5 protein-coding genes are annotated in these 14,063 nt (G+C 62.3%); 2 read left to right on the forward strand and 3 right to left on the reverse strand.

Annotation, left to right across the window (positions count from 1 at the left end; genetic code table 11):
• Window positions 1-175 precede the first annotated feature (175 nt).
• Window positions 176-5,695 carry a BspA family leucine-rich repeat surface protein gene (locus tag OZX72_RS09390; protein ID WP_277158423.1) on the forward strand — a complete coding sequence of 1,840 codons (5,520 nt, stop codon included), beginning with the start codon at window positions 176-178 and terminating at the stop codon, window positions 5,693-5,695.
• A 292-nt stretch (window positions 5,696-5,987) separates the two neighbouring features.
• Here the strand turns inward: OZX72_RS09390 and OZX72_RS09395 are convergent, their stop codons facing one another.
• Window positions 5,988-7,295 (reverse strand): HipA domain-containing protein, encoded by a 1,308-nt coding sequence (locus OZX72_RS09395; protein WP_277158424.1) that lies wholly within the window; start codon window positions 7,293-7,295, stop codon window positions 5,988-5,990.
• Window positions 7,292-7,522: a helix-turn-helix domain-containing protein gene (locus OZX72_RS09400; RefSeq protein ID WP_277158425.1), complete on the reverse strand. Its 231-nt coding sequence runs from the start codon at window positions 7,520-7,522 to the stop codon at window positions 7,292-7,294. The genes OZX72_RS09395 and OZX72_RS09400 overlap by 4 nt, the downstream gene beginning before the upstream one ends.
• A 591-nt stretch (window positions 7,523-8,113) precedes the next feature.
• Between OZX72_RS09400 and OZX72_RS09405 the strand changes: the two genes are divergently transcribed.
• Window positions 8,114-13,162: a BspA family leucine-rich repeat surface protein gene (locus tag OZX72_RS09405; protein ID WP_277158426.1), complete on the forward strand. Its 5,049-nt coding sequence runs from the start codon at window positions 8,114-8,116 to the stop codon at window positions 13,160-13,162.
• Window positions 13,163-13,799: 637 nt separating this feature from the next.
• Here the strand turns inward: OZX72_RS09405 and OZX72_RS09410 are convergent.
• Window positions 13,800-13,976 (reverse strand): hypothetical protein, encoded by a 177-nt coding sequence (locus OZX72_RS09410; protein WP_277158427.1) that lies wholly within the window; start codon window positions 13,974-13,976, stop codon window positions 13,800-13,802.
• Window positions 13,977-14,063 lie beyond the last annotated feature (87 nt).

Consider the following 14,063-nt stretch of genomic DNA (forward strand, 5'->3'; position numbering starts at 1 on the left):
CCGTCATGGTCTTGGGTTGAATTTGGGCGTAAGACACCCTAATGTTTAATCAATAGTTTAGGTGTTGTGTGAAATCGCGGCGTAATACGAAGTCGCGTCTAGAAGAGTTTGAAGTTTTGAAGTAAAAGGGTGGGTTCCTTATGAGTGTCATTCACAGTCTCGTTGCACTGACATTGTGCATAGCCACGGGAATCGTACCCCCCCCCCGCAAAATGAACCGTCATTAAACAATCCGAACAATTCCAACCCGGCCGCCTCCAGCCAAGTTGTCACGGCCCCGTCTGCTTCTTCAGCCTCGGCCACCATCCCGGCCAACGGCCCCTCAACATCTTCCACTACTACTTCTTCGATCTCAGCCGCCTCTGCAGGCACTACGGCATCTTCCACTTCCGCTGCTGCCACCCAAAACAGCAAAAGCCAAACCGGCAACGCCGCCGGTAATCCTGCCGCCAATCAGGTCCAAAGCAGCGTCAACGCGCAAGCATCCAACAAGTCCGCAGCCGGTCTCACCCACACCAACGCCGCCGGCACCCCCACAGCCAAACCCAAAACCCTAAGCACCATCGCAGCAGAAGACTTCTCCAACGCGTCCAAGACCCTCGCCGCATTCCTGCAAAGAATGAAATCGGCATCACACACCACCGGCGCCAATCACCAGACCACACCGGCCGCCACCATCAAATCCCAGTCATCGGCATCCGGCACCCTGCCACACGCCACAGCCGCTATGCCCGCCGACCAGAGCCCCATCGGCACCAAGACCGCATCCCCACTGACACGAAGCACGCCAACAGCCGGCCCGCAGGACGAGCCGGGATGGGGGCCACGCTATACCAACCCACAAGTCGAGAACGTATCGGTAGACCCATACGATGACGGGGCCATCAATATCAGCGGTCACGCCGACGAAGTCCACGGCATGAACACATGGGTGGCGCTCAGGGTCTGCCCCGCAGGGACGCCCCATTCCGCAGCATCGCAACTGGCCGACAACCCGCGATGCTCCGGACCCGAATTGCTCACCGACGGCATGATGGGCGGGAATCATAACAGCCCGCACTTCACCTGGGGACCCGGCACCCTGAGCTCGAGAGCAACGACCGTCGTCGACAGCGACTTCAAGGCCGGCCCCGGCTACTACGACATCTGGGTCTGGGCCCAGAACAGCGCCGGCGCCAACAGCACCACACCAGTTTCAGTCCGCTCCTATTACTACTGCAGCCACGCGCCAACCACGAAGGTCACACTCACCTACAACATGTCAGGCATGCCGGGCGCATCCACGCCAAGCTACACGACAGCAAACACAAGCGCGGGACAGGCTAGCATCCAACTCGCCTACGAGCCCAGCCACCCCTCAAACGAGATATTCGACGGATGGTATCTCAACTACTCCAACTACAACGCCGGCCAGACCGTGACCTTCGGCTGGCGCACCAACGCCACGTACACCGTCACGCCCCGCTGGCACTGGTCCACCACCGTGACGTTCAACTATAATCTCAACGGCATGTCCGGCAGCACACCGGGTTCCCTGCAGTTCAACACCAGCTACTCCGGCGGCTCGTTCACCCTCCCGAATCCACCCTCGCACCCAGACTGGCAGATCTTCGAAGGATGGAGCATCGACGGCTCCAGCACCATGAACCCCGGCCAGACCTACACCTACGCCGCCCACGACAACGGGACCCACACCATCACCGCACGCTGGCACACCCGCTACGACACCGTCACCATCCACTACGACATGGGCGCCACCGGCTGCAACAAGCCGCCAGACCAGTCCGTGGACAGCACCTACTACACCAACACCACCCTCGCAGGAACCCCCGCCACCTGCCCCGCACACACCGCCTTCGACGGCTGGACCATCAACGGCAACAACTACAACCCCAGCGGCACCTTCAGCTTCGCCCAACACGTCACCGCCACCTACACCGCCACCGCACGAACACACGCCGTCCAGGCGCCCACCGGACTGACCGCCGCCTACCACATCGCCGGCACCGTCACCCTGTCCGGCACCAGCAACGTGGTCTCCGGCGACAAGGTCACCGCCTGCATGACCGAAGGCACCGGCGACACCGCCTGCCAACCAGCCATCACCGCCACCAGCACCAACAGCGCATGGCAATGGACCGCCACCTTCCCCGCCACCGACTACACCACACGCTACGGCATCGGACACTCTCACCACTTCACCGCCAAACTCACCAGCAAAAACGTCGACAGCACCCAAGCCGACCTCAAGGGCATCCTGCCCTGGACCACTCTCAGCTTCGACAAAGGGACCAGCGGCGGCACCGCACCCGCCAGCAAGGACGCCCTGACCGACACCACCTCCAACAAGGCCACATTCACCCTGCCAGGCCAAGGAAGCATGACCGCACCCGCCAACGCATGGCCCGACTTCACCGGCTGGAGCGACGGCACCACCCTCTGGCAGCCCGGCAGCAGGGACATCCCCACCACCATTGACGGCGCATCGACAGATGCGAGCGGGCACACCACTCTCACCCTCACCGCCCAATGGCACGTTGTCACCGCCCCCAGCGGCGTCACCGCCACATGGTCACACACCACAGATCAAGTCTCGTTCAAGGCGTCAGGCCTGCCGACGGGGACGACCAGCTGGCAGATACGATACAAGACCAATAGCGATCAGTCCTGGTGGACCTCGCCCAACGACACGATGACACCCACCGACACCTACCATACGTATTACTCTGATTTCACAATCGGCGACACGTGGACCGCACAGGTGCGCGCCACCGCCGACGACGGCTCCGGCCACACCGTCACCAGCGACTGGAGCCAGGAGGTCACCGGCATCCTGCCCTACATGGACATCACCCTCAAACCCGGCGAAGGCACCGGGCCGGTCACCGACCCCCACGTGAAAAGCCTGGTCGACCCGGACGACCACAACGCCCACCTGGCCCTGCCCACCGCGGCCGACAAGGGCATGAGCGGGCCCGACGGCAGGATCTTCGCCAACCAATGGAACACCAGCAGCGACGGGTCCGGCACCAGCCACGCCTCAGGAGGCTACGGCGTAACCATCCCCGCCAGCGAGGGCACACCCGACGGGCAGGCCATCAGGCTCACCCTCTACGCCCAATGGAAACCCCAATCGCCCGCCCCAGCGGCCGGCCACTGCACCGACGGGCAGGCCGGCGCAGGCGGCTGGGCGCAATGGGGCACACCCGCCGGCCCCGTCGCCGGACTGGCCGGGCAGAACACTGCGGCCGCCTGCTGGGTCATCGACGGCACCGTCCTGCGCCTATCCGGAGGCACCAGCCCCGACTACCAATCCAGCTCGGACATCCCCTGGGCCAGCCAGGCCGGCAGCATCACCAAGGTCTCCATCGAGGGCGACCTCACCCTCAACAAGACCAACAACAGCTTCAGCGGCCTGTTCGGCTACGGCAACTACTACCACAAATTCACCACGCTCACCACCCGCGACGGCGGCAAGCTGCGCATCGCCAACCAGGCCGGCAGAAACCTCTTCGACTACGCCTACAAGCTGGCGGACATCGACCCGTCCGGCTGGGACGTCAGCCAGGCCACCGACCTCAGCTACATGTTCCACACCACAGCCACCTCCTTGGACCTGTCCGGATGGAAGACCGGCAACGTGACCACCATGGAAAGCATGTTCGAGGGGGCCAGCAACCTGACCAGCCTCGACCTGTCCGGCTGGGACACCCGCAAACTCAACAACACCTCCAACATGTTCAGGTCGGGACATCTCGCCGACATCGACCTCGACGGCTGGATTACCACCCAGCTCTGGTACGCCAACACCATTGGCATGTTCCCCGCCAGCCTGCAACGCCTCCGCCTCGGACCCCAAACACGCCTGCCCGACCCCGTCGCCGTCGGCGGCAGCAACTTCTACGACCCCTTCAAGTACGTGGTGCGCGCCGGCCACACCTGGCACGAATGGGACTGGCCCAAAGGCCACCACCCCGCCGACAGCGGGCCCGTCGGCACCACGCCACTCACCGCCGGCGACGGCACGGCCGACACCCTCAGAAAACGCTGCGAATCAACCACACCCCAAGGCGTCTACATCCGCGACGACCTCACCCCCACCTGGACCGACCTCACCTACAACCTCAACGGCGGCACCGGCGACACCAGCCTGCCCACACAAGTCGGCGCGGCCGCCACCAGCTCCACACCGAAGCGCGACGGGCTCGCCATCGACACCACCTTCAAAGACGGAACCTACACCATCCCCGACGGCACTGGCGACACCGGCAACGCCACCCACCACATCACCACCAACAAACCCCACAGCCTCTTCAACGGCTGGACCATCGACACCGGCAACGTCACAGCAAACGCGTCCGGAGGCACGGCCACCGTCAGCAACCACACCATCACCGCGGCAAAGGGCGCCGGCGGCACAGCCGCCGTCACCGCGCAATGGGCCCCGACACCCGAGGCCATGCCCGGCACACCGCAGGTGGGCGTCACCCCGCACACCACGGACCAAGGAGGTGTCAGCGTCAGCGTCAGCGCCACGCTCGACCAGGCCATGCCCGCCATCGACGCCACCGGCGGCGACCCGGCCAAGCCGGCCGTAAATGCCGGCGGCACGGTCAAGGTCTGCGCCAAACCCAGCAGCCAGAACGACGACTTCTACCCGGTGCAGTGCAGCCCCAAGACCAGCACCACCGCCGGCAGCCAAACCATCACCCCCGAGGCGCTGCAACTGCCCGGCAGCTCCGCCATCTCCGGCAACGCGCCAGCCTTCCCCGACCCCGGCGAACAGTACACGCTAGCGGCCATGTACACGCTCACCGACCCCCAGACCCGCAACCAGATCGACTCCACCGCCACCCAAGCCGGCGGCGGCCTCACCACCGGCACCCTGCCCTGGGCCGACACCACCTTCGACACCAACGACTCCCACGGCGGAACCGGCACCGCACCAACCAGCCTCAAGTCGTTCGTCGACACCGCCAGCGGCAAGGCCTGGGCCACCCTGCCCAACGCCACCACCACCATGAAACCCGGCCACTTCGTGTTCGCCGGATGGTCCGCCACCGCGAGCGCCGCCAACCCCGACCAAGGCATGGGCGACCCCGCCAGCCGAGTCATCCAGCTCGACGCCGACGGCGCCACAGAGACCCAGACCACCCTCTACGCGGTCTGGCACAAGCTCGGCGTGCCCACCGTCACCGGCATCACACGCGACCATATGAACAACACGGTCACCATCACCGGCACCAGCACACCCTGGACCAGCGAGGACGACATCACCCTCGACCTCACACCACTCGACGGGCAAACAGGCCTCACACCCGCCGGCGCGCGGCACGTCGTTATCAGCCCCACCGACCAGCACGGAACCATGCTCGCCTACGACGGGCACACCGCACACCCCTGGACCCTGACCCTCACCGCAGACGAACTGCCCAAGGGCGGCCGATACCGCACCGTGGCCAAGCTCGAGGCCCACGACCGCGCCTGGCGCGACACCAACGCCGACCTCCACGTCTACAGCGAACCCGACCAGCAGAACCAACCCGCCATCGACGGCTACTTCCACCACGCCCTGCCCCTGACCGGCGGGCAACGCACCATGCTAATCATCACCCTCACCTTGCTGGGAGTGTTCCTCATCGGCATGAGCCAGCTCGCCCGCAACCGCCGACGCTGGCACCACCAATACCAATAGAAAGCACAGGCAAACCAATGAACAGCCACGAACAAGGACGAAAACACACGTGCGCGGGCCAGCACCAACAGCACGGCCCACACGAACAATAAAAGACTTCCCGCCCTCGGCCGCATCCAACCAACCGGCCAGGACGGGAACCAACAGGGTGCCGGCACGGGACCAACACACCAACAACCAACCCCGCGCCGGCACCCACACCCACCCAACCAAGCAACCAACAAGCAAAACAATCGCAGCCAATCACGTCACAAGCCACGCCAAGCGATTATCCCAATCCCCCGCTCCGGCATCATTGCCGCAGCAACGCCGAGTTCTCCACAATGCCTTCCACCGTCCGAGTGATGATACCGTCCCGGTCCATGGCCGAATACCGCTCGGCCACCTGTGGCAGCGCGCCCCGCAACCCGTCAACAACGCCGTTGACGATGCCCTCGCCGCGTTGAGCCGGGATGCCCAGCCGAACCCCTTCCCGCACCAGCGTCTCAGGAAACATCTGCCTCATGTCATAGGTCTTGCCGATTTTCATGGAGAACAGCGGCGGCGCTCCCTCATCCAGAAACGGTGCTATCGAAAGCACATCGTACAAAGGCGCCAGACGCACCGAATCACCCTGCAAAAGCAACGAATAATTCTTGGCATGCGCGTCCGTATTCAACAACGCCACATTCACGCTCAGCGCCCGGAGGAAATCGTCAGCCACCTGCAGCCCGTACTTTGGCGCCATACCGGTACGTAGCAGACGCGCGACCTGACCCACACCGGGGCCTCCGTCGTTACGCTGATACTTCTTGACGGGCGGAACGGACATCGCCTGACACAGGTCCTCCTGATGCAGACGAGACCAAGATCCGTCTGCGTTGCGCCGTCGGTCGTACCTAGTGGAGACCAGCGCGCGTACGCTGCCGTCAGCCGACTGCCACAAATCGGTTTTCGCCGCAGGGACGCCGGCCGCCTCGACAACCTTCTGGCAAAAGAACTCCACGATATCCATGTCTGGCAACAGCATGTCGCCGGAAAGCAGAGGCTTAAAGATATGGGTAGTAGGCACGCCCCTATCAGGCACGCACCATCCTCCGCCATCCACGCGGGTGACAGCGACCTTGGCCTGCGCACCAGCCAGGCTCATCCTCTGCCGGTTATGTGCCTGCTCACCGTGTTCGTACATGGCAACAGTGTCTTTCAGTAACCGCGCCAGCTGTGCGTCGTCCATCGGCTCGGCGGCACGGAAGCGATCGGCCCGTGCATCCTCTGAAATCTCGCCCGGCCTTACTATTTGCAAAGCCCCAGCCACCTCGTGCCCGACATAGCGTAAAAGTGAAAATGGCGATGCGGCCGATACCTGGTACGTCGAAGCCATAGATTCCAACGCCACCGGGTTGTCGGGAAGCAGCCCCTGCAGGAAAGGCAGAACCGTCCTATTCTCAAAATGCGTCTTCGACAGCGGCATCGAAAGCGAAAGCGGCGTCGCTCCTGGCAAAACGCGGTATCGCTCATCATAATCGAACGTCAGACGCCCTTCGACGGACATGGCCAGCAAACCAACGAAGACACCATCCATATAGACATCCAATGTGCGTTCAACATCCAAAGCCATCATCCGACCTCCTTGGCACTGCGGGCGAACCGGCGAGGCTCCACCGTTCGCGGCTCACGTTCCGCGTCCAGCCGCAGCCCCAGCGCCGAGAAAACCTGCAGCACCTTATACATGTCAAAGGAGGGCTTGCCCGTCTCGACCTGGGCTATCCAGCTGCGCGAGACCGCCGAGCGATTCGCGAGCTGCTGCTGGGTGAGCCCCAGGTCCTCGCGCCCCTCCTTAATCGCCATACCTACGTCAAACATTGTCCGGATTTGCATGCTTTCAGCCACCTTTTGTCCACGAACGTAAACAATACGCATTGTACACGTTCGTCAACAAGTAGGCAATCTGGAAGCAGGGCAAACCGGGCGAACTCCACCGATCGAGCACGATGCAGACAAAGACCACGAAACAACCATTGCAAGAACACGACTCGGGATGGCCAGCCCCAAACCCATGCCCGCGCCAGCACCTACACACCACCCCTACCTAATCCGCGACACGCCGAAGCAAGACACAGAAAAAGCGGGTTTTCATACCTTTTAAATCATCCCGAAACTCTCCAAGAAACCAACAAAACGCAGTACAAAAGCAATGACAAAACTTTGACCTGTGTCGTATTTATCAGTCAATAGAATTCATCCATTCCGAACAAACAAGAAGAATTTGTACAACAAATTGCATATAGTAATACTTGGTGTGTTGGTTAGATCACAGTTCTGTGATGTGTTGGATCACGGAGTTGTGATCAGAGAAATAGAAAAGTTGGTTGGGAAATGGGTGTTATTGACGGTTTTGTCGCTTCATTGCTATGTTTAGCCATGACAATCATGGCTCCGATGTCTTCTGGAGCGTCCAATGACCCGGTGGGGCCGTCCACCCAGACGACATCGAGCCAGGCCGCGACTAGTCAGACCGCATCGGCCACTTCCGCCTCTGTGTCTTCCACGATTCAGACTTCTGCGTCTTCGGCGTCTTCCGCCACCACTTCTTCGATCTCCGCTTCCTCGACCGTCACCACGACGGCACCTTCCGCTTCTGCTAGCACTACCTCCGCTGGCACCGCCCAGGCCAGCAACGGTCAAACCGGCAACGTCGCCGCTGATCAAACCCAAAACACTGTCAATGCACAGGCATCCAACCAGCCTGCGCAACCATCGCACACAAACCAAACCCAAAACTCCAACCAAACCATCAATACCAAAGAAGGCAAGCGCGCCAAAGGCAAAAACACCACTCATACCAACTCTACCGGCCTCACCCACACCAACGCCGCCGGCACTTCCATAACCAAACCCAGAACCCTAAGCACCTTCGCAAGAAAAGATTTTGCCGATGCTCCCAAGACCCTCGGCAACTTCCTCCAACGCCTGAAACAACCGAGCCGCCACAGCATCAACAAGCGCCAAGCCAAGTCGGCCGGTAGCACAGGTTTCCAGTCATCGACGGCCAGAACCCTGCGAATCGCCACGGCGACCCTGCCAGTCGGCCCTGGTCCCGTCGGAGGTAGAGCCGTTTCTCCGCTGGCGCGAAGCGGCTCGTCGGTGGGTGTGCAAGACGACCCGGACATGGTGGTTGGCCCGCAGGGTTATGGGCAAATCAGTGTCTCTTCGTGGAGTGTAGGGGCGAATGGAGTAGTGACGGCTTCGGGCGTCGCTTCGGATTATTACGGCCAGGCCATCTTTCCGCATATCCGCGTCTGCCCCGTGGGTGTGAGTCCCGGTACCTCGGGTACGAACAATGTTCCCTCCCAATGCTCGGATTCGGAAATGATGACGGAGGGGCATGTCGGCGGAGCAACGGGTGACAACATCCACTGGTCGGGCGTGTATACAAGTTTCGGCGGCCATGGTCCGAACGGTTCAGACTTCGTGAATGATGCCGGTTACTATAACTTCTATGCATACACGCAGACCTGGGGCGATAGTCATACGAGCGATATGGTCAATTTCGAGTCGTACTACTATTATGTGGGCGCACGCAGGGTGACCTATGCGTATGTGTCAATCAATGCCAACGGTGGTTCGGCGGCTTACCCGTCGAGTCTGTCGACGGACACGACCGATGGAAGTGGCTCGTTCGACCTGACCGCCTCAACGCGCCTTTCAGCCAACAAACCGGGCTGTGTGTTCACCGGTTGGGCCACCACGTCCAGCGGCTCCGGCTCCACATGGAGCCCCGGATCTGGCACTGCCTACGTACCCCAGCATGACACCAGGAGCGTGACCCTCTACGCCCAATGGCGAGCCGTGCCCGCCGCAACAGTGAACGCGCCGTCAGTCAGTGTGAGCGCGCCGCAATCGTCCTCGCCAACGGTGTCGGTGAGCGTATCAACGTCTGGGTTGGGCGGCTACTCCGGGTCGACTGTGCTGTCGACCGCCTACGGGTCGCGATCCTGCTCTAGTCCCTCCTCCTGCTGGGTATCGGGCTGGCCGGTGTCCACATTCCAGCCGACGATGGGCGCCACATACTCGCTGAGCGTTTCCGTGACCGTCCAAGACCCGTACACCGGCCACGGCGTGTCAGTCACCACCTCGTGGGCTTCTGGCGCGTCCGGCACGGGCACACTGCCCTGGATGAGCGTGAGCTACGACAAAAACGGGGCCACCGGTTCAGCGCCCGCTAGCTCGTCCGCGCTGGTCGACGCCGCGAGCGGCAAGGCCTACTTCACTCTGCCCGACGGCACGGGCATGACAGCGCCCGCCCGCAAGTTCTTTCATAATTGGACCACCGCACCGGACGGCACCGGCAGCGCGTTCCCGTCCGGTGCGCAGGCCGTCCCCACCTCCGCCGGCACGACCACGGACGCCCACACCACCGTCACCCTGTACGCGGTGTGGGGCGACCCGCCCGCGCCGACCGGCGTGTCCGCCTGGTACAGCCATGCGGACAGCCGAATCTACCTGGACGTGACCGGCTTGGATCCGAACGCCACCGGCTGGGTCATACAGGTCAAGCCCACCGGCACCGAATACTGGGAGTACACGCAGTCCCTGCCCACGCGCGGACGGTCTTACTGCTCCACGCTCTCTTACTTCACGGTGGGCGCCACGTGGCAGGCGCGGGCCCAGGCACTATACGGGGATGGAATATCGAGCGTGTGGAGCGACACGTCGTCGGGCGTCCTGCCCTACATGGACGTCACTCTTCTGCCAGGCGGCCAGCAGCCCGGCGACACTGCTGTCGCCCACGCCAAGGGTCTGGTCGACCAGACCGAACGCAAGGGGTATGTGACCGTGCCCGAGGGCGTGGGCGCGACGCCTGCGGGCACGGTGTTCCAATCCATAGGCGGGTGGACGACCCGTGCGGACGGATCCGGCGTCGCCTACAATTCTGGCGATATCGCCATCCCCACCAACGTGGGCACGGCAAACGGCAACGCAGTCCTGCTGACCCTGTACGCGCGGTGGCAGATGAGCACGTCGGCGCCCGCGCGCGGGCGGGCGTGCACGAGCGTGTCCGGCTGGCAGCAGTGGGGCACATCGGCCGGGGCAATAGCGGGTGTGGGAGACACGGCCCACCCGCAGGATACGGGCGCAGTGTGCTGGGCCATCGAGGGCTCGACCTTGCGACTGACCGGCGGCACCGGGCCCCTCGACTTTAGCTATAGCAACAGCAGAATCCCCTGGTGGGGGCGTCGTGCCTCCATCGCCCACGTCAGCATCGAGGGCGACCTCACCCTCATCAGCCGGAGCACCAACTATGGCGCCTTCCAGGGCATGACGGCCCTGACCTCGCTCGACAACGGCAACCATGCCATCCACCTTGCCAAGCAAGCCGGTGGAAGGATGTTCAGCGATGACACGTCCCTGGCCGGCCTCGACCTGTCCAATTGGAGGACCGACACCGCCACCAGCTTGTCGCAGATGTTCTACAACTGCGACAAGCTGGGCGAGCTGAAAGGCATAAGCGGCTGGCAGACCGGCCAGGTCACCGAACTCGACTACATGTTCTACGAAAACAAGCGCCTCACCATGCTAGACCTCTCCCGGTGGGACACCAGCAACGTCGAACGCATGGATAGTGTTTTCTTGTGGTGTGACCGCCTCGTGGACCTCGACATCAGCGGCTGGGACACCAGCGGCGTCTACCAGGCCGACTACTCGAACTTGGCCAGCATGCTTCCCAACAACCTCAAACGCCTCCGGCTGGGCCCCAAGACCATCCTTTTCAACCGTTACATCGTCGGTCAGAGCGGCAACCCCTTCATGGGCTTCGACAGCACCCACACCTGGCACCAATGGGACTGGCCGGCGGGCCACCACCCCATCGACAACGGTGCCGTCACCGACCCCACGGGCACGGCCACCGCCGGCACCCTCGACGCCCTCGAGGCACGAGCCGCCTCAGCCACCCCGGCCGGCACCTACATCCGTGACGACGTCAACCCCACCTGGACCGACCTCAAATACGACTTGAACGGCGCCACCGGAGACACCAGCCTGCCCACCGCCGTCAGCACCACCGATAGCGCTGGCCTCGCCATCGATACCACCTTCGCCGACGGGTCGTACACCATTCCCGATGATGCCGCCACCCACATCACCGCCAACAAGATTCACAGCCTGTTCCAAGGCTGGAGATACGACACCAGCGGCGTCGCCAGTGGCACGCCCGTGGTCAGCAACCACACAATCACCGCGCCCAAGGGGACCGGCGGTGTCGCCACCGTCGACGCGTCTTGGAACGCGTTGGAGGGCGAGGCCTCGGCTACGGTCGGCAAGGTGAGTGTGGCCACGAACACCGCCGACAAGGGCACAGTGACGGTGAATGTGGCCGCGGTCCTTCCTGTGAGTAGTGGCAATCTCAAGGCTTGCGTGAAACCCGGCAACCAGACCGACGACTATGCCAGCAACCAATGCCAGAGCGTGGCGAGCAGTGCCAGCGGCCAACAGATCGCGAGTGTGCCTGCGTTCACACTGCCCGGATCACTCGCGGCCAACCAATCCACGACCTTCCCTGCACCTGGCTCGGCCTACACGATGGCGGCCATGTACACGGTCAAAGACCCTGCGACCGACAACGATGTCGATAGTGAGGCGACCGAGGCCGGCGGCGGCATCACCGCAGGCGTCCTGCCCTACGTGAGAACGCTGTTCGATGTGGACGCGGCGCACGGCGGGCAAGGCACACCTCCGGCAAATATGCTGGCCCTGGTGGATTCGACGTCGGGCAAGGCGTGGCCCACGCTGCCCCTGCCCACCGCCACAATGACTCCCGACCACGCGGCTTTCAGGGGCTGGGCCACCAGTAAAGGAGCCACAGGCCCCGACACGGGTATGGGCGACCCCGCCAACCGCGCCATCACGGTCAACCAGCACGACGACGACACCGAAACCGATCTCAGCCTCTACGCGGTGTGGAGGAGACCCGCTACGCCCGTAGTGGACTCCGTGGAGCGTCATGTGGACAATACCGTCACGCTGAGTGGCACTGTCGTTCCACAGAGCGACACGGACACGATGCTGGTCCGTCTCGCCGCCTTGGACGGGCAAGAAGGTCCGGCGCTCGGCGTCCCGTTCCTGGCCGCCATTAGCCCGACGGATGCATCATCGGGCGCGACCCTGCCCTACGACGGGGCCGCTGCCCACCCGTGGACGCTTACCATGCAGGCCACAGACCTACCCCAGGGCGGCCGCTACCAGGTGGTGGCCGTGCTCAATATGGGCGAGGACGGCGCCTGGCACGGAGTGACCACGCCTCGCGTGGTCACCAGTCCAGATCCGGATCCCGTGCCCGCAGTTCACTTGCAGGAGCCCTACGCGCACGCACTTCCCCTCACCGGCGGGCAACGCACCATGCTCATCATCGCCCTCGCCCTGCTGGGAGTATTCCTCATCGGCATGAGCCAGCTCGCCCGCAACCGCAGACGCTGGCACCACCAATAGGCGATAATTAAATAGCAACAACTGTGTCCTGTGACGCCGTATCAACACGGTGCGCCACAGGACACAGTGCTATAAAACGCTATAAAATTGGCGGCGCTGCCAACATATTTCCGGATTGTCGCCAACAGAACGACAAACCCAGCAAACCCGACACCCCAACGGACCAGCACACCTAACAAATCACGGGTTATTGGCCAGAAAGCATTTCAATTCTGGCCAATAACCCGAAATCACAATCAACCAGTCGCATGAAACCCACCAGAAACGCGCAACAAGTAATTTGCGCAAAATGTAATATATTGTATAATTACTTCGTCATTTGACTGGTGGCCCCATGTCACAGCATGCCATGGGTTTTGGGGGAAATAGTCTATAAAAGGTCCGTTGGGGAATGAGTGTCATTAATGTTCTTGTCTCATTTACATTATGTATTACTTTATCGTTCATTGCCCCTGCAGGCACAGCACGTGAAAAATCGTCTGCCCCAACCGACACCGCAACCGCTAGCAGCCTCCCAATCCCGACAATCCGTTCAGCAAACCTGCCGGGAAAAGCCTCGCCAACACAAGCCATACCAACCACGCCATCGCAAATTACAACGGCAAAAGTAAACGCTGCCAAGGCTACCAACACCAGCCTATCCCATGCCAGCACGCTTAGTACACCCAAGCTTGGCACCCGCACCAACACCAGGGCCGCCAAGCCAGGCCTCACCCATACCAACGCCGCTGGCACACCCACGGCCATGCCAGAAACGCTCAGCGACTTCATTCGAAGGATAAAGTCGCCCAGCCACGGAAACCATAGAAGCCATAGATCAGCCAACAAACGCCATGGCACACATCGCATGCTTAGGACGGTTGGTGGCATCACAACTGATGCTCCACAAACTACGCAGTCC

The organism is Bifidobacterium sp. ESL0769 (assembly GCF_029395495.1).
Taxonomy (GTDB): Bacteria; Actinomycetota; Actinomycetes; order Actinomycetales; family Bifidobacteriaceae; genus Bifidobacterium.

Coding starts and splice junctions, on each gene's coding strand:
- OZX72_RS09395 (WP_277158424.1), bottom strand. CDS start 7,295: ATGATGGCTTTGGATGTTGAACGCACATTGGATGTCTATATGGATGGT.
- OZX72_RS09400 (WP_277158425.1), bottom strand. CDS start 7,522: ATGGCGATTAAGGAGGGGCGCGAGGACCTGGGGCTCACCCAGCAGCAG.
- OZX72_RS09405 (WP_277158426.1), top strand. CDS start 8,114: ATGTCTTCTGGAGCGTCCAATGACCCGGTGGGGCCGTCCACCCAGACG.
- OZX72_RS09410 (WP_277158427.1), bottom strand. CDS start 13,976: ATGGCTTCTATGGTTTCCGTGGCTGGGCGACTTTATCCTTCGAATGAA.